Here is a 24,013-nt window from a genome sequence, read left to right on the forward strand (position 1 = left end):
ATTTTTTAAAGCATCGATTGTCGGGCGCTTTGATGACGGTTTATCGCGCGTGATTTGTATCAGAAAAAACAAATTATAATTTTGAAAATGAGTGATTTAGTGATCAAAATTAAAAAAGGGTTTAAAATATTAGGAAATGTCGAAAACATTTTACAAACTTTGCATTGTGAAAAATTAATAACCTTTAAAAAACGAAGAAAAATGTTTGTATTGCAATCATCTACTATCAGTGTGACACCAAATTGTGGTGTAGCTGTTCTTCGTGGTTTTGTTTTATCCTAGAAAAATTACTTTCCAAGATAACAAAGCCCGAAGACAACAAGTTTCGGGCTTTTTTGTATACTTTACTTTAAAGCTCCCGGTTTAGCCCTTTATTTATCCGAATACGGATAAAATGTTTTGCAAAATAAATCAGTGACCCATTTGGATTACTGAGCACGTTGTTTTGCGTTCCAAAAAAAATCAAAGAATCAAACAATGGGAAATAAATTATCCGGGAAGGACCTGATCAAATTAGGCTTTCCTAAAAATAATAGCATCAATATTGCCTTGGGGCAAATTAACAGATATAGAAAAAGAGAGAAAAAAGAAGGTATTCTAACGGAGGCAAAAGAAGTATTGCTGTTTCCGGAAAAATTCAAAAATCACGGTACGTGGGGAAAGGTAGCCGAAGGGTTGATCAACCCGGTACAGGTGCGGATGCAACAACTCAATACGACTCGTGCACCGTTTTCAATTTTTGGCGAAAATGAAATTGATCAACAGGCAAAGTTCCAGTTGTACGATGCGCTAAAGTTGCCCATTTCCGTAGCAGGCGCTTTGATGCCGGATGCGCATTCCGGTTATGGCTTGCCGATCGGTGGTGTACTGGCCACCGAAAATGCAGTGATTCCCTATGGTGTGGGTGTTGATATTGGTTGTCGGATGAGTTTATCTATTTTCGATTTACCGGCGTCTTTTCTAAAAGGAAGGACCCAACAATTGGAAGCCATTTTGGCCGAGCATACCAAATTCGGAATGTATGAAACGCATCAGATTAAAGCCGATCATGAGATTTTTTACCGACCGGAATTTAAGGATATTCCATTTGTAAAAGGCTTGTTGGATAAAGCCTATAAACAATTGGGAACTTCCGGTGGCGGAAACCATTTTGTGGAATTCGGAATCGTAAAGATTGAAACGTCGTTACCGGAATGGAAGCTTCTACCCGGCGAATATGTGGCCATTTTATCGCATAGTGGTTCCCGTGGATTGGGTGCGAATATTGCCAAACAATATACCTATCTGGCGACAAAACAATGTCCGTTGCCTAAAAATGTGCAACAGTTGGCGTGGCTGGATCTGAATACGCATGATGGTCAGGAATACTGGATGGCGATGAATCTGGCTGGCGATTATGCGAAGGCTTGTCATGAGGATATTCACCGGCGTATAGCGAAGATATTGGGGAAAAGAGTGGCCGTGACCATTGAGAACCATCACAATTTTGCGTGGAAAGAAATACACAACGGAAAGGAATGTATTGTACACCGCAAAGGGGCTACTCCGGCAGCCGAAGGGCAATTAGGGATTATTCCCGGTTCGATGACCGCTCCGGGTTATATCGTGATGGGAAAAGGAAATCCGGAAAGTCTTAATTCGGCGTCACATGGTGCCGGAAGAGTGTTTTCAAGAGCCAAATGTAAAACGATGTTTACGCAGAGTGATATCAAAAAAGAACTTAAAAAGCACGAAGTAAACCTGATTGGCGGTAATATCGATGAAGCGCCAATGGCCTATAAGGATATCACTAAAGTGATGGCGAATCAACAGGAACTGGTTACCGTTTTAGGGACGTTTACGCCTAAAATCGTGCGAATGGATAAATAAGAATAACGATGAAACGATTTCAGGACGAAAATAAAAGAAGTCACCATTTTGCCAATGAATTTCAGGTAAAATGTCCGCAATGCGGGGCAAAAGCGACTGTTAAAAGAGTGTTTTCCGAAAAGGATCAATACGAGCGTTATCCGATTGGGATTTTAAAATGCCCGGGTTGTTATCTCTATCTCGAAGAAAGTGCGATGATCAAATATAAAGCAACCGTAAATCAGTATTGTTGTAACAATGTTGAAAAAGTAAAATACGAGTCGCAGCTTTTGAATGAGAAACCGCAAAAAATAAAAGTAAAGTGCACGAGTTGTAACCAGATAAAAGAATTTGTACCGAGAATTACCGAAGTACAGTTGTATTTTAAAACAGATGAGAATAATGCCAGAGAATGGTGTTTTAATACCGAATTATGGTATCAGAAAACCGTAAGGGGGAATGTGTTCTGGGCATATAATGAAGCACATATTGCTTATTTGGAAGCGTATATCGCTGCAGGTTTGCGGGAGCGAAACAGTCAGTATAACGGTGGAAAAACACTGGTGGCGAGTCTTCCGAAGTTTGTAAAAGATGCCCGCAACCGGGATAAACTATTAAAAGTGATTAAAGAATGGAAAAAATCATACAAATAACATCCGGAAGAGGTCCGGAAGAATGCACCTGGGTTGTGGCTCAGGTGCTTAAAAGAATAATGGAAGAGGCGCGATCGGAAGGACTGGAAGTGCAGATACTACATAGGGAACCGGGACAGGAAAACGGAACGGTGGCTACAGCAACGCTTATTGTTAAAGGAAAGGATAGCGCAGTTTTTGTCGATTCCTGGATCGGAACGATACAATGGATTGGGACCAGTCAGTTTCGAAAAATGCACAAACGGAAAAACTGGTTTATCGGAATTTTCGAAATAGTACAATCTGCCGTACCGAAAATTTCGTATGTAGATATAAAGTATCAGGCGATGCGAAGTTCCGGAGCCGGCGGACAAAATGTGAATAAAGTCAGCTCGGCCGTTCGGGCTACGCATATTCCAACGGGAATCAGCGTAGTGGCGATGGATAGCCGTTCGCAACATCAGAATAAAAAAACAGCAACCGAACGCCTTGTTCAGAAACTGGAAGAAGCAACATTAGCATTACTAAAAAAGGAGGTCGATAAGAAATGGGAAAACCAACTCAATATTGTTAGAGGGAATCCCAAACGCGTGTTCAGTGGAACCGATTTTAAAAAACAAAACGTGGCGAAAAATTATAGTGCCACACGACAACAACTAAAGAATAACTTGAAAAACTACATCGAATGAAAACAGATAAATTAGATAAGTTTTTGTTTCAGGCTATGGATGCCTATCCGTCTTATCTGGAAGAAACCGTGGAATCATTGGGATACGCTTTGTCGTATGACGCCCAAAATACCATGGCACTCTGCCTTTTAGGCAGGCTTCATGCCGAACAACTTTACGATTACGAAGGGGCGAAAACCTATTTTGAACAGGCATTGGCCGAAAACCTGTATGCTTTGGAAGTGTATCCGTATTTTATCGATACGCTGTTGCAAAACGAAGATTTTGATCAGGCCGGGAAATTAATCGATTTCGCACTAACCATTAAAGGTTGTAATAAAGCTGAAATTCTTTTGAAAAAAGTGAGCCTGTTGGAACGAAAAAGAGCTTTTAAAGATGCGAAAGAAGTACTGAAAGAAGTAAAGTTAAACGCCTATAATTCGGATTTACATTATTATATTTCGGATACGGAAAAACGATTAAAAGAAAAAACCGAATTGTCAGAAGGTAAAAAAGAAAAGAAAGCGAAAGCGAAAAAGAAGAAAAAGTAATTGTAAAAAAGCTCCCTTTATGGGAGCTTTTTTTATGATTTTCGTCGGAAATTTATTTTAGCGTGCAGTCAAAGCTGACGGCTACGTTTTTAGAAACTTTTTTACTGACTACACTCGGAATGGCAATAGCAAAATCGTCTACTGTAACATTAAAATCAGCGTGAATGGCAATGTCGTCACCCACTTTTTTGATTTTAGCCGGAATAACAACATCTTTTGTTTTGCCATGTACTTCGAGTTTACCGCGTATGGAATAATCTTTGGCCGCATCTGTTAGGGAGTTCATTTTAAAATCATCTATTTTTCCTTTGAAGGTTGCTTTCGGATAACGATCACTCTCAATATAATTTTCATTGAAATGCTCTTCCATTAAGGCAATTTTAAAACGAAAACTTTTAACCAGTACCAAACTGGCGATTTCACCCGTATCGGTGTTGAGTACAAATGTGGCATTACGGCTTTTGGCCTTTACTTCTTCAAAAGCGGGAACCGATGCTTCAAAGCTGATTTCTCCGGTTTTGGTGACCTTTTTATTTTGTGCCTGTAGCCCTGTAAAAGTACAGAGCAGGGCGGCGAGAAGGTATAGGATACGTTTCATGATTCAGGGGTTTATTATTCGATAAGACCGTTAGTGTTCCATTCGATTATTTTGTTGATTGTACTTTGCGGTAAACGCGTGCCGCCCAAGGGCATCATACCGTCTGCTCCCTGAGACCGGGATATTCTATCGATCAGCCCTCGGTTTAAAACGGCGTTTTTTACATCGGCATAGGAGGTTAACGACATTGGGGCCCCGTTCGATGGTATGGTTCCGTGGCACGAGATACAATTGTTGGTGATAATGCTTTTCACCGTGTTAGTATAGGTAACCGGTTCGGTATTGTTACTGGTGTCGATAAGGTCGGAATCGGTATCGTTCGTACAACCGGTCAGTACTAATAAACTGAGTGAAAGGGGGAATAGGTAGCTTTTTTTCATTTTACTTTATTATATGGTTAAAGTTATGATTAAAATTTAATTTATAAAATGAATTATCGTTAATTTTACATTTATTAAATTAAAAATTTATGAAAAGAAAACGAATAGTGTTAATTTTGATTGTACTGGTATTGCTGGGCTTTGCCGGTTACTCCTATCTGTACAAAGGGCATCGCGATATTGCCTCGGAAAAAGAGAGTTATCTCGTAACGGCCAATTCTATTTTTGATGAATTTAAAGTCGATGAGGCCAAAGCCAATCAGAAATATCTTGATAAAACAATAGAAGTCTATGGTAAAATCAGTAGTGTTGATCTGGAAGCCAATTCGGTTATCATCGATGAAAAACTATTTGCTGTGTTAAAAGATAAAGTCAAAAACGGAGAGTTGATGGTTTTGTCCAACATCAAAGTGAAAGGCCGGTTTATTGGTTATGACGATTTACTGGGCGAACTTAAAATGGACCAATGTACCATAGTGGAATAAGGGTAACCGATTTCCAATGACGATATTTAATTAAATAACGAATCCAATTAAACACCTTATATGAAAAAAAGTTTACTTTCTTTACTCTTGCTCCCTTTTTGCGCGTCGGCTCAAAATGACCTGTTGTCGGAAATCGACACGGTAAAAACAGATAACCGGGTGGAATCGGTATTTAAGTCCTTAAAAATCGTGAACCTTGAATCGACAAAACTTGCCGCGAAAGGCGATTTCTATTTTATAGTGGCACACCGTTTTGGATATGTCAAACATGGGTTTGAAGATTTTTTCGGAATGGATGATGCCAATACGCAAATCAAGTTTTCTTACGGGGTGACCAATTGGCTTACAGCTCATGTTTCCCGTAGTGGTTTTCAGAAAACCTACGAAATGGCGCTGAAATATCGGTTAATGGCACAGGAAAAAGAAGGATTTCCGGTAACCTTGGTCGGATTTAACAGTTTGGCAATCAATACTGAAATGAAAAAAGAAGATTTTCCAAACCTGAAATTTGATAACCGATTGAGTTATGTGACGCAATTATTGATTTCCAGAAAGTTTACCGAACGGCTTTCGCTGGAATTAGCACCAACCTATTTCCATGAAAATACGATCCGGGATATATTGGATGGAAATAATAATGTGATCACACCTAATCCGCAATCGAACGATCAGTTTGCTTTGGGGATGGGTGGGCGTTATAAGCTAACCAAACGCTGGTCGGTTAATATGGATTATGCCGCACATCTTAACCGGGCTAAAAATTCCGTGTTTACGAATCCGCTATCCGTTGGTGTGGATCTGGAAACGGGAGGACACGTTTTTCAAATGCATTTTACCAATTCCAGAGCGATGAATGAAGCAGGCTTTCTCGGGCAGACTACAGGCGACTGGGGAAAAGGCGAGATATCTTTTGGATTTAACCTGGTTCGGGTATTTTAAAAATAAAAACCTGCCGGTTATAATTTCCGACAGGTTTCCAATACAGAAAAGGGCTGTTGTTGAACAGCCCTTATTTTTTAATTCTTGATGAATTTTGTACTGTGTTTTTCTCCGGTATTGCTTTCAATAGATAGGATATAGGTTCCTTTTGCTAAAGTACGAACATCAATCTGATTGGATTCGATAGCCGTTGTTAGAGCAATACGTCCTGTGATATCATAGAAAATCGCTTTGTCGGCAGTAGCACCTGTTGCATCCAGCTGTATTTTGATAAAATCATGGGATGGGTTCGGATAAATTACAAAAGAGTCTTTGCTGTGGTCTCCGGTGCTAAGCAGTGTGTTTCCTTCTATAACTACAAGATGTTGATTAGGATTGACATTGTTATAAGTGTCTACAATTCCTGAAGGCCATTTGATCACCACCTGAGTAATTTGTGTAGCCGTTCCCAGTCCGAAATGTACATTTAAAGAACTCATGTTTCTAAAACCGTCACCGCTTCGAACATCGCGAATCTGTTTACCCCATGGTCCGCTGATTTCGACTCTGGCTCCGATTCCGTTTGCATTACTTTGGATTCCTTTTAAGGAAAGTTTTAACCACTTGTTGGAGTTGGCATTATTTAGGAAAACATTGTCTCCGTTTTGGATGTCAAGGAAACCGTCGTTGTTTAAATCTCCGATAGGTCCGTTGGTGATACCTCCTAACGGCTGACGCGTAAAGGTCATGTTGCCGTTGTTAAACAGGATTGTGTTTCCGGGACCGAAAATATCAATATAGCCATCGTTATTAAAATCGTGCGCTACATTTTCCTGTCCTAAATTGGTTAGCAACGGGATTCCGGAACCAGCCGTAACATCGGTAAAAGTTCCGTCACCGTTGTTACGCATCAGTTTGTGCATACCGTTTGTATTGGAACTGGCACCTACAAAAACGTCCATATCGCCGTCATTGTCGAAATCGCCCCAGGCCGAAGACCAGGTTTGAATTGGGTCGGATAAGCCGGCTTGTACACTTACATTGGTAAACACACCATTTCCATCGTTACGGTGTAATTCGTTAAGACTGGCAGAAATATTTCCGCCACGGCATTTAGCAATAAATAAATCCTGATCACCATCATTATCATAATCAATCCAGATGGAACCGTAGTTTCCACCTTGTGGATGATCACCCATTCCGCCTTGATGATAGGTAAGGTTGCTGTTACCATCGTTCATAAAATATACGTTTGGATTAACGTCATGGCAAACAAAAATATCCAGATTTCCGTCGTTGTTGATGTCTACAAAATTGGTTCGCTGACAGAATATATATTGTGAAAAAGACTGAGCGGTATAAGCAGTACCATTGGTATTGGCCTTAATAAACGAAGCACCGCTTCCGCCTCCGAAAATCAGGTCGTTATACCCGTTTTTATCAAGGTCACCGGCTGCGATACTCCACGACGGTTGATTGTTTGCTCCGGTTAACGGGAAAGTGGTACCGGTAAAACTTCCGTTTGAGGACTGATACAAAATCCGCATTTGGTTATTACCCACGCCAACAATATCGTCAAGGTAATCACCGTTCATATCGACTACACAATTTTTATAGGTAAAACCGGTAAGCGGTTGGGGCATTTGTGAAAAACTAATTAAATTGGTTCCTGGTGTTGCTTGTGATAAGAGGAAATCAAAACCGATACTGTCCCATCTGTTATCAAAAACAATGAAATAAGTGTTGCCTTGTACAGCTTCGAAAACAACGGTTGAGGTATTCGCGCTACCGCTATCATCATCACTGGTTACACAAATCATCGAATTACAGGTACCTTTATAAACGTTAATACGGGTGTCACGACCTACGCTGCCCGGTAAATCGGTGGTTACCGTTACCGAATAATTAGCGGTAGGAGTATAGGAATACCATTCACAGGCTGTACCAAAAATCGGATTTCCCGGTAAACATTGTATAGAAGGGAGGTTGGTACCTGAAATAAACGGTACGGAATATTGCCCGGGACCGATTGTCTGGGCATTATTACAAGTGGTTTGGGCATGTAGGTTTACATATCCCAACAATAAAAGCAATAAGGTAATTTTTTTCATGTCGTTTTGGTTTTTTGGTTATTATATTAGATTTAGAGGTTAAGGGCAGGTTGGATTGAGCGAACTAATCCATTGTTCGATCATCTGTACGGCTTCTTCGTGTGCCATGGTACGGCCTAGTAACGGCATACGATTGGCCTCGTCGGTCGATTGTAATCGGAAGTGTAGCATTGAACGCTGAAACTTACCGCGGCTTACAATATGTGTCAGATCATTGTCGATAAATTCCTGTGGCTCGACACAAATCCCCAGATTGACCGGATTCGAGGTTTCACTAAAGGCAAAACGCATCGGACGGTAATCGCAATGACTGTTTTCAGAATGACAGTGTGCACAATTGATATCGAGATAGGAACGTACACGTAGTTCCAGTGGTTTCGAAGTGTCTTGCCAGTTGATGGTACTGGTAATGTTGGCCGGATAACCGGATTGAAGCATCCCGCGTTCCATCCATTTTGTTAACTGATTTTTAGCACCATCGGTATAGTTGTAAACAATGTTGAGGTTTTGCGGTTTAGGTCCTATCGGAATCGCTTTTTCATCTTTTTTATGACAGGTAAGGCATTCTACTGATGAAGGAATTCGGTAATTTGTTGACTTGGTCTGTCCATTTTCTATCCAGCTTAGTGAACGGTAACTGCCGTTCATGTCAAGTACGGCATCGGTTTGAGAGTCGTTCCAGATATAATTGGCAAAGATCCACTGATCGACACCTTCACTGTCGACACCTTTCTTGATCATTAATCGGGTTTCAATGATCTGTGTTTTATTTTCCGGTTGAACATTATCGTAATAAAAAGTTTTGATCAAAACTGTCCCAATCGGGAAGGTTACTACTTTTCCATCGCCGTTATATACTGCTTTGGTATTTTCCGGCATCCATACAAAGCGTTTTTTATGTGCGTAATCGGTAAAAAGTCCACTGGCAATTTCATAAGGTAATACGCGATCATTTGGGGTGTTGTTTTTTAGCGCTCCGGTAAAAAAATGATAGTCTGAAAGTTTGGGATAAGGAACTTGTGACAAGTCGGCCGAAACGGGTGTGCCTGTCGGAGTAGTAGGTGTTGGGGTAATTTCTGTGTATTCATCGTTGTCGGATTGACAGGAAAATAATACAAAAAGCCCCATTAATAGTAGTAGTGTAGGGGAAAAGTAATTTTTTTTCATATAATTGTTAATCAAATGTTTATGTTTTGTCTAACAAATATAGTAGAATTGGCTAATTAATCTTTAATTAACAATAATTTTAAAAAATATTAATTTTTTTGTTAAAAATATTTGTTATTAAGTTATTGTCATGATTTGTTTATAGGATGTTTCTTTTTTGTCCGGTTAGCTCAGATTGGCTCCAATAGTGTTATGGAATAATAATATGACTTAAAGAGGTATTCGCTTTTTGTCCACTATTTTGAGCAATGATAAAATAGAGTTATTTGTCTGTTTTGCATGTTGAATTGTCTTCGCCGTTGCTACTAAGTTTGTGTAATTTAGTTGAATAACGATTTCAATATTTTGGATATGAGAAGAGTAATGAGAATGAAAGGATATTTAGTACTGCTGTGTTGTTGTTTGCAGGTTATTTTTGGTTATGGACAGGAAGTATTGTTTTCAACAATGGACGAGGTTAGGAAGCCAGTGCCACGTGAGCCAAACGTATCATCAGTTACGAATACAAGGGAGTTGATTATAATGGATGATTTTAAATTGTCAAAAAAGAGTCAGATCACTCAATTTAATTTTGTTGGGCAACTCGGAAAAGCAACGCCCGAAAACATAGCATTAATTAAAGGAGTACGGTTGTATATTCTTAGAGCGTTTACTACTGGTCAGCCATTATCTGAAGCAAGCAGTTTGAATTATTTTGAGCTGATACGGGAGTATGCTCCGGGATTGAAAATAATACAGCAAGGAGATCAGGTTATAATTAGTATCGATATAAAATCGCTCGGATTTGATATGATACTTGAGGCGGGAACATATGGAATTGCCTTTGCGCCGATAATTGCTACAGAGGAGATGTCACCCGATAAAGTATGGAGCTGGTTTCCGGGAACCGATTTCGGCAACGAAGCAGTAGTCTGGGACAATGGCGGTTGGTCATCAACAGGTTCTGGATCCGTAGCTTTTAGTATTGAAGGTAAAAAAGTAACGTTGGGAATTTCAAAATCGGATATACAAACCGTTACTGCAAAGGTGTATCCTAATCCTTCGTATGATGTTTTTAAAATTAGTACACCAAAAGAGATAGTTTCTGTTGTGGTGTATAATGGAAACGGACAATTGGTGTTGCAGAGCCGGTCGGAAACTGTTGATTTGTCGGCTTCTCCTAAAGGAATTTATTTTTTGACTATGACTTGTAATGATGGTACACAGGTTCGTGAAAAATTAATTAAAATCTAAAATAAAATGAAAATAAAAAAAGTGAAAAATTGGGTAGCACTTTGTTGTAGTTTGTTTGTGGTGAATTTATTAAATGCTCAGGAAAAGGTAATATTTTCAACTTTAGATGATGTGAAAAAATTAGATGATTTTGCCGCCAGTATCTCAACAGTTAGTAATACTCAAAAAAGAGTACTGACGGATAATTGTTTTCTGAGGAAAAGGAGTAAGATTAGCCGGTTTAATTTTGTGGGACATATTGGCTTAATTGCTCCAGGGGATATGTCGCAGATTAAAGGGGTACATATATTTATTTTTAAGAATATATTTGAGGAGATCGATGGGAAACATGAAGAAATTCCGTTTTCAGGAACTTCTTTGGCCCATTTTTATTTGGATAATGCCAACGCAGGTTTATTAAAAAAAGTTGAGAAAGAGAAAGTTCTTGTTTCGGTTGATTTGGATCTGGCTGGAAAAGAACTGATTTTGGAATCAGGTTCTTATTGGATAGCGTTTGCTCCTGTTATGGCTACCGATGGTTTGCCGGCTGATAGCGTCTGGTATTGGTATGAAGGAGGTGGTGCTAGTTATTATGTTAGAAAATGGAATAATGGTGATACAAAATGGAGTCCTATTAGAAGTGGTAGCCCGAGGACGATGGCTTTTAGTATCGAAGGTAAAGAAGTGGTATTAGGAATTTCTGAATTAGATATGCAAACAGCTGTACTAACGGTATATCCCAATCCGTCTTGCGATATCTTTAAAATTAGTACACCAAAAGAGATTGTTTCTGTTGCGGTGTATAATGGAAACGGGCAATTGGTGTTGCAGAACCGGTCGGAAACTGTTGATTTGTCGGCTTCTCCTAAAGGAATTTATTTTTTGACTGTGACTTGTAATGATGGTACACAGGTTCGTGAAAAATTAATTAAAATCTAAAATAAAATGAAAAGAATAAGATGTCGATTGTTGTTGTTTTGCATGCTGCTTGCTATTACGCTATTGAAGGCACAAGAAGGGGAAGTGCTGGTTTCGACGTTTTTAAACTATCCTGATACTAAGCCGCATCGTTTTGTTGATAATATTTCAACAGTTACGAATACCCAAAAGAAAATCCTGGCGGATAATTTTTATATTAAACATAACAGTAAAATCACCCGATTTAATTTTGTAGGACAAATGGGTAAAACGGCTCCCGGAGATATTTCCCTTATACAAGGAGTGCATGTGTTTGTTTTTGATAAGGGCCTTTATGACGATAGGTTTAAAATTCCGTTTTCGGGTACTTCTTTAGCTCATTTTTATCTGGATGATACCAATCCTGGATTGTTAAAAAGGATTGAGGATGAGAAAATTATTGTTTCAGTTGACTTGGTTCTGGCCGGTAAAGAATTAGTTCTGGAAGCAAACAATAATTATTATTGGCTGGCTTTTGCTCCGGTTGTGGCTACCGATGGTTTGCCGGAAGATAAAATTTGGTATTGGCACGATGGTGATGGTGGCGGATTTGATACACTGGTATGGCAAAGCGGTGATACGGAATGGGTTTATGGTTATGTAAATTCTACAGCGTATAGTATTGAAGGTGAGAAAGTAAAATTAGGGATACCGGAATTGGATGCTTATACTGTTGTCACAACGATTTTTCCAAATCCATCAAATGGTATTTTTCGAATAAAGACCCCGAAAGAGATTGCTGTTGTTTTGGTTTATAATTTAAGTGGACAATTGGTGTTGAAGAGTGCGATGGATATAATCGATCTGTCTGTTTTTCCTGAGGGAGTTTATTTTGGAACTGTAATACATAACGATGGAACGCAAACCTATGAGAAATTAATTAAAACATAGAAATAAAAAAAGGAGCTGTCTCAAAAGTCAAAACGCTATTTTTTAGGATAAGAATAATGCGTTAAAATTTAAATATAACTGACAATAAATTAGTAGGAAACAGGTTTTAAGGTATTTTGTTGTCAATCATTCAAAACAGAAAAGGGCTGTCTCAAAAGTGAGTCAGCCCCTTTTGTTATAAGACCAATGTTACACCATAATCGGATAACTTGTCTAAAGCTTCCGGAGAAGTATAGTCAAAACGACTGATATGATCCTGATGTTCTTTCTTAGATTGAATGCGCCGGATGGAATCGTAAAAACGCCGAACTTCATCAAGTGTGTTTAAAATAGGTTTCGGCACACTTACAGTATTTCCTTGATCATCTTTGGCTACCATCGTAAAATAGGACGAATTACTGTGTTTTATTTTTCCGGTTTGAATGTTTTGCGATACAACCCGGATGCCAACCACCATAGAACTCCGGCCTACATAATTGACGCAAGCTTTTAAGGTAACCAATTCGCCTACTTCTATAGGATTTAAAAAATCAACGGTATCAACCGATGCGGTTACGCAATAGCGACCCGAATATTTCGAAGCACATGCGAAAGCAATCTGGTCCATTAAGGACAGAATATAGCCGCCGTGTATTTTTCCGCTAAAATTGGAATGCGATGGCAACATCAGTTCGGAAATGCTGATTCGCGAAGAGCTGATTTTTTTAGGTTCGGTACTCATCTTTATTCGGTTAAGTCGTTGTTGTTAGCACGGTTTAAGATGCTTTCGGGTAATGCCTTTTTGGCTTTGGCTCCCATCTTTTTTAATTTTTCAACACTGGTGATCAAATTCCCTTTTCCGTCTACAAGCTTGTTCATCGCGCCCTGGTATTCCGTTTTGGCTTCGTCCATTTTTTTACCAATCTTGATCAGATCGTTTACAAAGCCCTCGAATTTGTCGTATAAAGCACCAGCCTGACGGGCAATTTCATAAGCGTTTTCCTGTTGCTTCTGATTGGTCCACATACTGTCGATGGTACGCAAAGTCGCTAATAAGGTCGATGGCGTTACGATGACAATATTTTTTTCAAAAGCCTTATTGTATAAGGTGGCATCTTCATTTAAAGCGATCGCAAAAGCAGGTTCCATCGGGATAAATAGCAATACAAAATCCGGACTTTCCATCTGATACAGATCGTGATAGTTTTTACCACCCAGTTGCTCAACATGACGTTTTATCGAGTTAACATGCTCTTTCAGATATTGAATCTGGATTGTTTCATCGTCTTCGTTTACATAACGTTCGTAAGCCGTAAGGGATACTTTGGAATCCACAATCATTTTTTTACCGTCCGGTAAGTTGATCACAACGTCTGGTTGTACGCGACTACCTTCTTCGGTTACAAAACTTTGCTGTACTTCATATTCGCGCCCTTTTTCCAATCCTGATTTTTCCAGTACTTTTTCCAAAATCAATTCGCCCCAGTTTCCTTGCATTTTGCTATCGCCTTTCAATGCTTTGGTCAGGTTTAGCGTTTCTTTACTCATCTGTTCGTTTGTTTCCCGCAGATTTAGAATTTGCTGGCGCAAAGCAGCGTGATAGTCGATACTCTCTTTATGGGTGTCTTCAACTTTCTTTTCAAATAAATGAATACGCTCCTGTAATGGCGATAGTATGTTTTTTAAGTTTTCTTTGTTTTGTTCGGTAAACTTATTGGTTTTTTCTTCCAGGATTTTATTAGCCAGATTTTCGAATTCTTTGGTGAATTTTTCCTGTAACTGGTTTACTTCCTCTTTCTGTTCTTTGTTGCGTTCCCAAAGGTTTTCAAAGTCGACTTCTTTTTTGGAAAGCTGTATGGCCAGTGCTTCTTTTTCGTTACGGATGTTTTCCTTTTCGGTCTGAACTGATGCCAGTTGTCGCTCAAACTGACCGCGTTCCTGTAAAAACTGTTGTTTGAGTTGCTCCTGTTGTACTAACAGACCGTTAATGCGCTCTTCCAATCCCGATTTTTCCGATTGTGAACGCGCACTGAATAAGGCTTTTCCAAGATAGATTCCGATTGCCAATGCTAAGATAAATGCGGCGAGTAAAACTAGTGTCTGTAACATCGTTTGTTTTTGTTATGTAATGGTTTTGTAAAAGTAGCTATTTGTTTTTTAGGAACACAAAAAAAAGAAGCTCCGCCGAAACGGGATAAAATTGATCAAAATAAGATAAGATACCGGTATGGAAATCCGTATAAAAAAGGAAAGTGTTTTTAGGATATTGGGAGAGATCAATAAGAATCCCTAAAAAGCTATTACGGTAATAATTTTTTGGATTCCAGTCCGTGTTTTAATAAAGCGATCAGTTCGTCTTTTTCTTGCAGGCGTTTTTCGTATTGTTCGATTAGCTTTTGGTACACTTCGTCCAGAGCGATTAGTGTATCCTGCAGTTGTAGCTTACTTTTTTGTTTTTTAATGGGAGAGCCTTCTTTTTGTTTGGATAAAAAACTTTTGGGCTTTACATCAAAGATCGTACTTAGTTGTTCAATATGTGAAGCCCACGACTGACTTTCTCCGTTTTCGATACGGGCATAAGCCGATTGGGAGATATTAAGTTTTTCGGCAACTTCTTCCTGTGAATAACCTCGTGTTTTTCTCAAATGGCGAATTTTTGCTCCTACAGTCCGATTCATTTAATTACTCTTTTTTAGGTCTTAAAAATATAAAAAATAAATATTATCCTATAAAAAACGGGTAAAATTACCCTTAAAACGAATAAGAACCTGTTTTTTAACTTCTTAAATTTGAAAAAAACAAGATTCTGTATGATGTTAAATGCGAATCATTTATTTTTTTTATGGTTCAAAATGCGTTGTTTTTTTATGTTTTTGCTAAACGGAAAATAACGTTTTTAAAAAGGTAAATACCATTTCATATACCGCAACCAATCAAATTTATTATATAATGAAACGATTAAATTTAAAAAAGAAAGTAGTTTCCGTTTTAACGGATAAGGAAAAAGCAAACATCCAGGGTGGTGGAACAAACGAAACATGTGCAAGTTTTGCAACGGAAGTGAAATGGACCGATCCGGAGCCTTGTGGTGTTAAGTTAACAAGAAGAGAATGTGTAAGTATACAAATCGAATGTGTTACACATCACTATTGCCCAACCTATACTTGGGAGGAGATGTAAAAAGAGCATCGTAGCATAAATAGCGATTGCACACCATCGCATTTATAATCGTATAAATGCATTGTAATATGCAATAGTGTAAAATTGTGCTATTTAAACCGTTGGAGAATACCGGTTCTTCAACGGTTTTGCATTTAATAATGACCTTGAACCTACTTTTGTTTATGAATTTTGATAGTTATAAGGAACTGAATACAATAGCGGCGTATCTGCAAAACGAAACACTGCTTTTTCGTGATAATAAAGTCGCCCAAATCGCATTACATACCGGCCTACCCGGAATCATTCTCACACTGACAGCTATACGGAAACAATTTCCGGAACTTGTAGATCCTGTCATTCTCAGAAAATATATTGATAAAGTATATATCCTACTTTCGGAAAGTGAAGCTTTTTATCCGTCTTTTAGTGGCGGTCTGGCGGGATATGGGTTTCTCTTGTACCAATTGGCAGAAGAAAAGCATATCGATATAGCTGATTATAAAGATATCATCGAAGAAATTGACGAAATTATCGCAGAGCATCTGAATGACAATCTGGAAATGGATCATGTGGATATCCTGCATGGCGCGATGGGAATGGCGCTTTATTTTTTAGAAAAAGGAGCGTCGACATATGCCGAAAAAGTCATCGACCGTCTGAATGTCACCGCCAAAAGAGAAGAAAATAGCTGTTATTGGAGTACGTTCGATTTTTTTAAAACAAAAGCCTATAAGATTGATTTTGGTCTGGCACACGGAAATGCCGGAATCCAATACTTTTTAGGCAAATGTCTCAAACATAATATCCAAACGGATACCTGTAAAGAATTGTTGAAAGAAAGTCTGAATTTTTACCGCCACAATACACAGGAATTAGGAGCGATAAAATCATATTATCCGACGATGTTGTTAGAAGATGATTATCGAAACGGGACGACAAAACCGGAAACATCAAGAGTAGCCTGGTGTTATGGGGATCTTGGGATTTTGCACACGCATTTATTGCTGGCAGATGTCTTACAGGATGGTGCTTTACAAGAAGAGACGATAACAAAATTAAAACAGGTTGCCAGCCGGAGGTTGATCGCTGAAACAATGCACCACGACGCCGGATTGTGTCACGGAACAGCCGGATTGGCATTGTTGTTTAAAAACAGTTATGACCGTACCGGCGAAATAGCGTTCCGGGAAACTGCAGAGTATTGGTTGCAAAAAACCTACGATTATAAAACAGGTGCCGATTCCGAAATAGGATATTGCCTTTATGATGGAGGCGAACGAAAGGAAAACGATAGTTCGTTGCTCGAAGGTCTTTCGGGAGTTGCAGCGGCCTATCTGGCAACGATTTCTCCAATGGGAGCGCCTTTGGTAGACAAAGCAGTATTCCTTAGTTTGTAACGATTCAACACCATGACATGGAACAGAAATTGCCCTATATAAACTTTGACAATTACGTCTTACGAACGCCGTTATTGCCGGTCGATCATTTTTTGAAATTGACTTCCGGAAAAGAGGTACCGGACGAAAGTATAAAAAAACAATTTGAAAATCCGGTTGTAAAAGAAGCCGTTTTTCTGGCTTCGCCGGTTTTATATCGCGAAATAGAAAAATGGGTATCCGGAAACAGTAAGGACCCAAAAGAAATACAGAAAATCCGTCTCTCTTTTCTGAAATATTTAACCCGAATGGCTTCCCGATCGACTCCTTTTGGGCTTTTTGCCGGTTGTGGATTAGGAACTTTTGCAGAAGAAAGTGCCATCCGGAATACCGATTATACACAAAATAAACGGCATACCCGTTTGGATATGAATTTTGTGGGAGCGTTAAATCAATCGTTTACAACCAACCCGTTGATCCGGGAACAACTGCGGTATTATCCGAATTCCAGTTTGTATTTTATAGGCGATCATATCCGTTATGTGGAATGTCTGTATAAAAACGGAAATCGCATCCATCATCTGATCGAGATTGAAGGTTCGGATTATATTCGGGATTGTCTCAAACAGGCACAAACGGGTGCTTTTAAAGCGACTTTGGTTAAAGCGTTAGTTTCGGATGAAATTACCGAAACGGAAGCTACGGAATTTATCGACGAACTAGTCGATAATCAGATATTGGTTAGTGAAATGGAGCTTTCCGTTTCCGGAACGGAATTTATCGGACAAACGCTTAACCTACTTAAAAACATAAAAGGAGCGGAAGCACAGGTGACGTTATTGGCAGAAGTTGCTGCAAAAATAGACGCACTTGATCATACTTTAGGAAATGATCCGGAACGCTATCATGATCTGATCGAAACACTACGCCGGTTCGAAATCCCTTTTGATGAAAAGTTTATTTTTCAAACGGATATGTTCCTGAACGCCAGTCGGAATGTACTGGCGCAGGTAGTAACAGTTCCGCTACAAAAGGCGATAACCGTATTAAATCGGATAACGCCCAAAAACGAAAATCCGCAGTTACAACAATTCATGGAAAAGTTCCGTCAACGTTACGAAGACCGGGAGGTTCCGTTATCGCTGGTATTGGATAATGAATTGGGTATTGGTTATCCGGTCAATAATTACAAAGGAGGAATCAACACGCTGTTGCATAATATCCGTGTGCCGAATGTTGGAACGCAAAAACGAAAAGAAGTGCGTTGGACGGCACTTGATAGTATTTTATACCGAAAAATACAGGAAGCACGGGAAAATAAAAGTGCAGTGATCCGGATTGATGAAGCCGATTTAAAAGGAACCGAAGCAGGTTGGGATGACCTTCCGGATACATTTTCGGTAGTAGCAGAGGTTGTAAAAGGCGAAAAAGAGGAGCAGTTGGTGATCCGCTCTGTAGGAGGATCGGGCGCTGCCAATCTGATGGGGCGTTTTTGTTTGGGTGATCCACAAATGGACAAACATGCGCGCACTATTATTCGGGCGGAAGAAGAACTAAATCCGGATAAATTGGTATCGGAAATTATTCATTTACCCGAAAATAGAGTAGGGAATGTACTAATGCGACCGGATTTCAGACAATTCGAGATCCCGTATCTGGCGACTTCGGGTAAACCCACGGAAAATCAGATCCCGATAACCGATTTATACGTTTCGATAAAAAGCGGCCGAATCGTTTTACGTTCCCGTAAGCACAATAAAGAGGTTTTGCCCCGACTCACCAATGCACATAATTACAGTTACAATTCCTTGCCGGTCTATCATTTTTTATGCGATTTACAAGCACAGGGTAAAAGAGGTGGTTTGTATTTTAACTGGGGTGTTCAACGTGACGAATCGAATTTTCTGCCACGAGTGGAATATGATACCATTATTCTGTCCAAAGCCAAATGGAAAGTAGTAGGAAAAGAATTTGAAAAACTAAAGGCTATCGATACGATCTCCGGTTTGGCGGAAGTTACTCAATGGCGACACGAACGAAAGATACCGCAATATGTTGTTTTGGTTGAAGGGGATAATAAGTTGTTGTTAAATCTGGAAAACCTGACCTCCTTTCAGATGTTGGTTTCGGCTGTTGCGAAAAAAAGTGTGTTCGAGCTGGAAGAATTTCTGGGAACCGATGCAACGCTGGTAGGTGGAAACGAAACGGAGTATTTCGCCAATGAGTTTATTTTTTCTTTTTTTAAAACCCGATCTTAAAAAGGAACCAAATGGAAAACAATGTCAAAGCAACTTTTCTTATAGGGGAAGAATGGCTGTATTATAAGATTTATACCGGTTTTGCAACAACCGATTCGGTTTTGTACAATCATTTATACACGGTGGTAACCGGTTTGTTACGCGACGGAGTAATCGATAAATGGTTTTTTATCCGCTATGCCGACCCGGAACATCACTTGCGACTGCGATTGCATCTGACGGAACCGGAACATATCGGATTGGTGATTCTCGCTTTTCGGGATACGTTTCGCCGTTTGTCGGATCAGCATACAATCTGGAAAATCCAAACCGAAACCTACGAACGGGAATTGAGTCGTTACGGAGAAATGGTAATGGAAGAAACCGAAACGCTCTTTTTTTACGATAGCGAATGTATGGTCAAACTACTTACCGTATTAGAGCTTACCGATAATGATAATGAAAGATGGATGGTCGGAATGGCGGCAATCGATTCGTTTTTGAGTGTTTTTGAGTATGATATGATGGCCCGAAAAAAGCTGACGGAGCATCTTAGAACCGGATTTTTTAAAGAGTTTCAGGTAAATGCTATGACCAAAAAAGACCTGAGTACAAAATACCGGAATCATAAAAATGAAATCGATCGTTTTATGAAAAGCAATCCCGATTCAAACGACCTAAAAGCATTGCTTCTGGAAAGAAATAAGATTATTCTGACAGCGGCAAATAGAATACGGGAAGCGTTGGAACCGGAACGTTTGGACGATGTGTTGGGGAGTCATATTCATATGATGATGAATCGTTTGTTTGATTCCAACAATCGTCAGTGTGAAATGATATTATACGACCTGTTGTGCAGTTATTACACCTCGGTGTTGGCGCGCGAAAAGAAAGCGCAGTTAACGATTTCCGGTTAATCGTTACGATTAAAAAAGTGTATTTTTGCTGCAAATACCACTGTTATGCCACACCATCATTTCCTGATCCACAAACCGCACGGTTATCTGAGTCAGTTTATTTATGAAAAAAAACGACATAAAAAACTACTGGGTGAACTCTATGCTTTTCCGGAGGGAACGATGGCTATCGGCCGATTGGATGAAGATTCGGAGGGATTGTTGTTACTTACGACCGATGGAATGATGAGTGAAAAAGTGCGTAGCAAAACCGTAGCCAAAGAGTACTATGCTCAGGTAGACGGAATCATTACGCCCGAAGCCGTTAAAGCCTTACAAAACGGTGTCGAAATCGGAGTAAAAGGAACGCGCTATACGACAAAAAACTGCGAAGCCAGGCTTATAACCGAATTACCGGATTATATAGGTGTTGGGCGGAGAATCCGCGACGAACGACACGGGCCAACCAGTTGGGTTTCGATAACGTTAACCGAAGGGAAATTTCGTCAGGTACGAAAAATGACAGCGGCTGTAGGCTTTCCAACGTTACGTCTCGTTCGCGTGCGAATTGGTAATCTGACGTTAGAAAATCTGGAAGCCGGAGCGGTGCGCGAAGTGCAACATTTTGAACTGCCCGAAACAGTATAACAACGTATTTTTTTAGTGAAAGATACCGGATGATCATCCTAAAAAATAACGAACGGTTTAGGTGTCGGATTCGAATATTGGCTACATTTGAGATTCCAAACAAAACAAACAAAAAACAACAAAATTATGGCAAATGTAAATCCTTATTTAACATTCAACGGTACCTGTGAGGCGGCGTTTGATTTTTACCAATCGGTATTTGGTGGTGAATTCCAGTACAAAGGAAAGTTTAAAGATATGCCTTCCGAGCAGCCCATGCCGGAATCGGAACAAGAAAAAATCATGCACGTAAGTCTTCCAATTGGTGGAACAATTTTAATGGGAAGTGATTCTGCAGAAGGTTGCGGCGGACATAGGGTTACGGCCGGGGATAATATTTCGATCTCCATCAATGCTGATTCGGAAGCGGATGCAAAACGTATTTTCGAAGGACTTTCAGCCGGAGGAAAAGTAACCATGCCTTTGGAAAAAACATTCTGGGGGGCTTTATTCGGAATGTTTACCGATAAATTCGGAATCCACTGGATGGTAAACTACGATTACGAACAAAAAGGATAATAAAATAAAGACCTGTCCGGTTTTCAAAACCTGACAGGTCCATAAAACTTGATCATACAACCTGTTAGGTTCCAGAAACCGGACAGTTTTTTTTATACTTTATTTAAAAATCTCATCAAAAAAGTCAAGCATGGCTTTCCAGGAACGTTTGGCTGCTTTTTCGTTATAAGCTACACCTTTACTGTTGTCGCTTCCGGCATCTTTATGCGTAAAACCGTGAACGGAATTGGCATAATACACCATCTGCCAGTCGGCTTTCGCATCGCGCATTTCCTGTTGGAAGTTTTTAATATCGCTTTCCGGTACATACGGATCGTCGGCACCGTGAAGGATCAGTACTTTTGGTTGAATAAGCCCGGTTTTTTCGTTCGGTTCTTTTGCTAATCCACCGTGAAAAGAGACAATACCTTTTACCGGGAAATTGGCCCGTGCGGCTTCAATGGCACCGGTTCCGCCAAAGCAATAACCTATTACGGCCAGTTCTTTCGGATTGGCACCTTGTTTTACCAATTCGTCAAGTGCCAGTCGGATACGTTTTTGATATTCCAACGGATTCTTTTTATAAAAACCGGCACGTTCTCCAGCTTGTTTTGTATTTTCCGGTTTGTTGCCCACGCCATAAATATCGGCTACAAAAGCATAGTAGCCCAGTTTTTCCAATTCCTGAGCGCTTTCTTTTGCATTGGCGTCAATTCCCATCCAGGCGGGTAAAATCAGTACGCCCGGCTTATTGGCTTTTGATTTTTTAGGAGTAGCCATCAAACCCTGAAGGGCTTGCTTACCATCGGAATAATCGACTGTTTTGAGTTGTGCCTGAGCAATACTGCTGGTTAGCATTAATATCAGAGCAGTGGTTGGGGTTTTCCAGTTCATGATAATTATTTTTTGTTCGGTTAAAATTACAAAACCGAATTGGATTTAGCGAATGATAAACTTCCCTTTTTCGCTGTCGAATACAATGTTTTCATCTTTAAAAAGCTGATCAAATATCTGATTCGCAATCAGGTTACAAGGTGTATCCTGTAAAACGGTTCCCGGTAACATCACAATCATTTCATCGCTAAGTTGTATAGCCAGGTCGATATCATGAGTGGAAAATAAAATACATTTTCCGGTTTCGTGTGCCAGTCGTTTTAAAAGTTGAAACAAGGTCACTTTATGTAAAAGATCCAGATGTGTAGTCGGTTCATCCAGAATAATAAGTGGCGTATCCTGCGCCAACGCGCGGGCTACGAGTACTTTTTGTAATTGTCCGTCGCTAATCTCATAATGTCTTTTATCGGACAGATGTGTGATCTGAGTCAGTTCCAGGGCTTTTTTAATCTGAGCGATGTCTTCGTCCGAAAGTGTCCCAAGCCAGTTGGTATAGGGTTGCCGACCAAGGGCTACCAGTTCGAAAACACTAAGGTTACTCGGCGGTAGTTTTTCGGTGAGTACCAGGCTTAAATGTTGCGCCAGTTCAAGTGGTTCGTAGGCACTAATATTTTTATCGTTAAGTAAAACGGTTCCTTCCAACGGTTTCTGAATCCCGGTAAGGGTACGTAATAAGGTCGATTTTCCAATACCATTACTGCCGATTAGCGTGATGAGCTTACCCAAAGGTAATTCCAATTGCAGTTGTTCGGCGATGATGGTGGTCGCTTTTTTGGTTTTGTAACCAATGGTCAAACCCGAAGTTGTCAATATGTTGTGCTGTGTTGTCGCCATTAATTGATCATTTTGCGTTTTCGGAGTAATAACCAGATTACCACCGGAGCACCGATCAGTGAAGTGATGGCGTTAATCGGTAAGGTCATTTCACTTCCTGGTAGTTGCGAAAGCGTATCGCATAAAAGCATAATCGCTGCGCCCAATACTAAAGTCGCCCAGAATAATATCGCATGATTACTGGTTTGAAACAACAATTTGGCCATATGCGGCACGGCTAATCCGACAAAGGCTATCGGTCCGGCAAAAGCAGTGATGCTTCCGGCCAGTAAACTCGTAGCGATGATAATGATAAAACGGATTCTTCGAAAGTTGATCCCTAGGCTACGAGCATAATTTTCGCCTAAAAGTAAAGCATTTAAGGGTTTGATGCTGATCAAACTTAACAGCATACCGATAAACACGGTGATAAACAGTATTGTGATTGATGTCCACGACAGGTTACCGAGGCTTCCCAACGACCAGAATGTGAATTTTTGTAATTGTTCGGCGGTGCTGAAATAGGTTAATACGCCTACAATGGCTGAGGCAAAGTTTCCAAACATCAAACCGACGATCAGTATTGCCATCGTGTCCCGTAATTGACGCGATACAAACAGAACGGCCATTAAAACCAAAAAGCTACCCAATGTGGAAGCAATTACGATTCCGTAGGACGAAACCAGTAGCTCGCGTAAAAATACCGGTAAGATTCCCGCACCCAAAATTACAAAAGCAACACCCAGACTCGCTCCGGAACTTAATCCGAGAACATACGGTCCCGCCAGCGGATTGCGGAATAAGGTCTGCATTAACAAACCGCTGATCGATAAGCCCATTCCGGCCAATATAGCGGTAAAGGCTTTTGGCAATCGGTAATTCAGGATAATGTATTCCCACGATTTTTTGCTGACTTCATTACCGGTCAGGCTGTTTAGGATTTCCTTTAAAGGTACGGAAACAGAACCCGTTCCGATATTGATCAGAAAAAGTGCGATCAGGGTAATTCCCAGTAATCCGAATAGTAGTTTATGGCGGTTGGTCGCGGTCAAA

General features: G+C 40.0%; 26 protein-coding genes. 16 read left to right on the forward strand and 10 right to left on the reverse strand.

Translation table 11 applies throughout. The features are described 5' to 3' along the window. Nucleotides 1–87: 87 nt before the first annotated feature. From ABFU83_RS02425 to ABFU83_RS02445, 5 genes are all read left to right on the forward strand, one after another. Nucleotides 88–282, forward strand: a complete 195-nt coding sequence (locus tag ABFU83_RS02425) for a hypothetical protein (RefSeq protein WP_347068633.1) — start codon at nucleotides 88–90, stop codon at nucleotides 280–282. A 195-nt stretch (nucleotides 283–477) separates the two neighbouring features. Next, nucleotides 478–1,869, forward strand: coding sequence for an RtcB family protein (locus tag ABFU83_RS02430; protein ID WP_347068635.1), 1,392 nt, complete (start codon nucleotides 478–480; stop codon nucleotides 1,867–1,869). An 8-nt stretch (nucleotides 1,870–1,877) separates the two neighbouring features. After that, nucleotides 1,878–2,501, forward strand: coding sequence for a hypothetical protein (locus tag ABFU83_RS02435; protein WP_347068637.1), 624 nt, complete (start codon nucleotides 1,878–1,880; stop codon nucleotides 2,499–2,501). After that, nucleotides 2,480–3,169, forward strand: coding sequence for a peptide chain release factor H (gene prfH, locus ABFU83_RS02440; protein WP_347068639.1), 690 nt, complete (start codon nucleotides 2,480–2,482; stop codon nucleotides 3,167–3,169). Before ABFU83_RS02435 ends, prfH begins: the two co-directional genes overlap by 22 nt. Then, a complete protein-coding gene (locus ABFU83_RS02445) occupies nucleotides 3,166–3,699 on the forward strand; it encodes a hypothetical protein (RefSeq protein WP_347068641.1) in 534 nt (177 codons plus the stop codon). Before prfH ends, ABFU83_RS02445 begins: the two co-directional genes overlap by 4 nt. A 52-nt stretch (nucleotides 3,700–3,751) precedes the next feature. On the opposite strand, the gene ABFU83_RS02450 is transcribed toward ABFU83_RS02445, so the two are convergent. Together ABFU83_RS02450 and ABFU83_RS02455 are read right to left on the reverse strand one after the other, a co-directional pair. Then, nucleotides 3,752–4,297: a YceI family protein gene (locus tag ABFU83_RS02450; RefSeq protein ID WP_347068642.1), complete on the reverse strand. Its 546-nt coding sequence runs from the start codon at nucleotides 4,295–4,297 to the stop codon at nucleotides 3,752–3,754. A gap of 14 nt (nucleotides 4,298–4,311) precedes the next feature. Beyond that, nucleotides 4,312–4,677 (reverse strand): hypothetical protein, encoded by a 366-nt coding sequence (locus ABFU83_RS02455; RefSeq protein WP_347068644.1) that lies wholly within the window; start codon nucleotides 4,675–4,677, stop codon nucleotides 4,312–4,314. Nucleotides 4,678–4,766: 89 nt separating this feature from the next. Here ABFU83_RS02455 and ABFU83_RS02460 point away from each other — a divergent pair, with 89 nt between their 5' ends. Beyond that, complete coding sequence (locus ABFU83_RS02460; RefSeq protein WP_347068646.1) at nucleotides 4,767–5,162, forward strand: hypothetical protein; 396 nt, start codon at nucleotides 4,767–4,769, stop codon at nucleotides 5,160–5,162. A gap of 60 nt (nucleotides 5,163–5,222) precedes the next feature. Further along, the gene (locus tag ABFU83_RS02465) at nucleotides 5,223–6,101 is read left to right on the forward strand and encodes a DUF5777 family beta-barrel protein (RefSeq protein ID WP_347068648.1); all 879 of its coding nucleotides are present in this window, start codon (nucleotides 5,223–5,225) and stop codon (nucleotides 6,099–6,101) included. Nucleotides 6,102–6,178: 77 nt separating this feature from the next. On the opposite strand, the gene ABFU83_RS02470 is transcribed toward ABFU83_RS02465, so the two are convergent. Together ABFU83_RS02470 and ABFU83_RS02475 are read right to left on the reverse strand one after the other, a co-directional pair. Then, nucleotides 6,179–8,191 carry an FG-GAP-like repeat-containing protein gene (locus ABFU83_RS02470; RefSeq protein ID WP_347068650.1) on the reverse strand — a complete coding sequence of 671 codons (2,013 nt, stop codon included), beginning with the start codon at nucleotides 8,189–8,191 and terminating at the stop codon, nucleotides 6,179–6,181. 39 nt (nucleotides 8,192–8,230) lie between these two features. Beyond that, nucleotides 8,231–9,358, reverse strand: a complete 1,128-nt coding sequence (locus tag ABFU83_RS02475; protein WP_347068652.1) for a hypothetical protein — start codon at nucleotides 9,356–9,358, stop codon at nucleotides 8,231–8,233. Between the two features lie 351 nt (nucleotides 9,359–9,709). Between ABFU83_RS02475 and ABFU83_RS02480 the strand changes: the two genes are divergently transcribed. From ABFU83_RS02480 to ABFU83_RS02490, 3 genes are read left to right on the forward strand one after another with little or no spacing between them, the layout of a single operon-like run. After that, nucleotides 9,710–10,591: a T9SS type A sorting domain-containing protein gene (locus ABFU83_RS02480; RefSeq protein WP_347068654.1), complete on the forward strand. Its 882-nt coding sequence runs from the start codon at nucleotides 9,710–9,712 to the stop codon at nucleotides 10,589–10,591. A 6-nt stretch (nucleotides 10,592–10,597) separates the two neighbouring features. Further along, complete coding sequence (locus ABFU83_RS02485) at nucleotides 10,598–11,509, forward strand: T9SS type A sorting domain-containing protein (RefSeq protein WP_347068656.1); 912 nt, start codon at nucleotides 10,598–10,600, stop codon at nucleotides 11,507–11,509. Nucleotides 11,510–11,515: 6 nt separating this feature from the next. After that, nucleotides 11,516–12,418 (forward strand): T9SS type A sorting domain-containing protein, encoded by a 903-nt coding sequence (locus ABFU83_RS02490; RefSeq protein WP_347068658.1) that lies wholly within the window; start codon nucleotides 11,516–11,518, stop codon nucleotides 12,416–12,418. Nucleotides 12,419–12,593: 175 nt separating this feature from the next. Here ABFU83_RS02490 and ABFU83_RS02495 read toward each other — a convergent pair whose 3' ends face one another. The 3 genes from ABFU83_RS02495 to ABFU83_RS02505 form a co-directional block, all read right to left on the reverse strand. Further along, on the reverse strand, nucleotides 12,594–13,139 hold the full coding sequence (locus ABFU83_RS02495) for an acyl-CoA thioesterase (RefSeq protein ID WP_347068660.1): 546 nt from the start codon (nucleotides 13,137–13,139) through the stop codon (nucleotides 12,594–12,596). Nucleotides 13,140–13,141: 2 nt separating this feature from the next. Then, entirely contained in the window at nucleotides 13,142–14,506 is a 1,365-nt protein-coding gene (gene rmuC, locus ABFU83_RS02500; protein ID WP_347068661.1) for a DNA recombination protein RmuC, read from the reverse strand. A 191-nt stretch (nucleotides 14,507–14,697) separates the two neighbouring features. Continuing rightward, nucleotides 14,698–15,042 (reverse strand): helix-turn-helix transcriptional regulator, encoded by a 345-nt coding sequence (locus ABFU83_RS02505; protein ID WP_347068663.1) that lies wholly within the window; start codon nucleotides 15,040–15,042, stop codon nucleotides 14,698–14,700. 304 nt (nucleotides 15,043–15,346) lie between these two features. Between ABFU83_RS02505 and ABFU83_RS02510 the strand changes: the two genes are divergently transcribed. From ABFU83_RS02510 to ABFU83_RS02535, 6 genes are all read left to right on the forward strand, one after another. After that, nucleotides 15,347–15,577: a hypothetical protein gene (locus ABFU83_RS02510; RefSeq protein ID WP_347068664.1), complete on the forward strand. Its 231-nt coding sequence runs from the start codon at nucleotides 15,347–15,349 to the stop codon at nucleotides 15,575–15,577. Between the two features lie 164 nt (nucleotides 15,578–15,741). After that, nucleotides 15,742–16,956, forward strand: a complete 1,215-nt coding sequence (locus ABFU83_RS02515) for a lanthionine synthetase LanC family protein (protein WP_347068666.1) — start codon at nucleotides 15,742–15,744, stop codon at nucleotides 16,954–16,956. A 17-nt stretch (nucleotides 16,957–16,973) separates the two neighbouring features. Continuing rightward, nucleotides 16,974–19,193: a lantibiotic dehydratase family protein gene (locus tag ABFU83_RS02520; protein WP_347068668.1), complete on the forward strand. Its 2,220-nt coding sequence runs from the start codon at nucleotides 16,974–16,976 to the stop codon at nucleotides 19,191–19,193. 11 nt (nucleotides 19,194–19,204) lie between these two features. After that, complete coding sequence (locus tag ABFU83_RS02525) at nucleotides 19,205–20,089, forward strand: thiopeptide-type bacteriocin biosynthesis protein (protein ID WP_347068669.1); 885 nt, start codon at nucleotides 19,205–19,207, stop codon at nucleotides 20,087–20,089. Nucleotides 20,090–20,134: 45 nt separating this feature from the next. Then, complete coding sequence (locus ABFU83_RS02530) at nucleotides 20,135–20,716, forward strand: pseudouridine synthase (RefSeq protein WP_347068671.1); 582 nt, start codon at nucleotides 20,135–20,137, stop codon at nucleotides 20,714–20,716. A 126-nt stretch (nucleotides 20,717–20,842) separates the two neighbouring features. Then, complete coding sequence (locus ABFU83_RS02535) at nucleotides 20,843–21,274, forward strand: VOC family protein (RefSeq protein ID WP_347068672.1); 432 nt, start codon at nucleotides 20,843–20,845, stop codon at nucleotides 21,272–21,274. 99 nt (nucleotides 21,275–21,373) lie between these two features. Here ABFU83_RS02535 and ABFU83_RS02540 read toward each other — a convergent pair whose 3' ends face one another. The 3 genes from ABFU83_RS02540 to ABFU83_RS02550 are packed head-to-tail and all read right to left on the reverse strand — an operon-like array spanning nucleotide 21,374 to nucleotide 24,012. Further along, nucleotides 21,374–22,147, reverse strand: coding sequence for a dienelactone hydrolase family protein (locus tag ABFU83_RS02540; RefSeq protein WP_347068674.1), 774 nt, complete (start codon nucleotides 22,145–22,147; stop codon nucleotides 21,374–21,376). Nucleotides 22,148–22,192: 45 nt separating this feature from the next. Next, the gene (locus tag ABFU83_RS02545) at nucleotides 22,193–22,981 is read right to left on the reverse strand and encodes an ABC transporter ATP-binding protein (RefSeq protein ID WP_347068675.1); all 789 of its coding nucleotides are present in this window, start codon (nucleotides 22,979–22,981) and stop codon (nucleotides 22,193–22,195) included. Continuing rightward, nucleotides 22,981–24,012 (reverse strand): iron ABC transporter permease, encoded by a 1,032-nt coding sequence (locus ABFU83_RS02550; RefSeq protein WP_347068677.1) that lies wholly within the window; start codon nucleotides 24,010–24,012, stop codon nucleotides 22,981–22,983. Before ABFU83_RS02550 ends, ABFU83_RS02545 begins: the two co-directional genes overlap by 1 nt. Nucleotide 24,013: the final 1 nt, after the last annotated feature.

This window comes from Flavobacterium sp. WV_118_3 (genome assembly GCF_039778605.1).
GTDB lineage: Bacteria > Bacteroidota > Bacteroidia > Flavobacteriales > Flavobacteriaceae > Flavobacterium.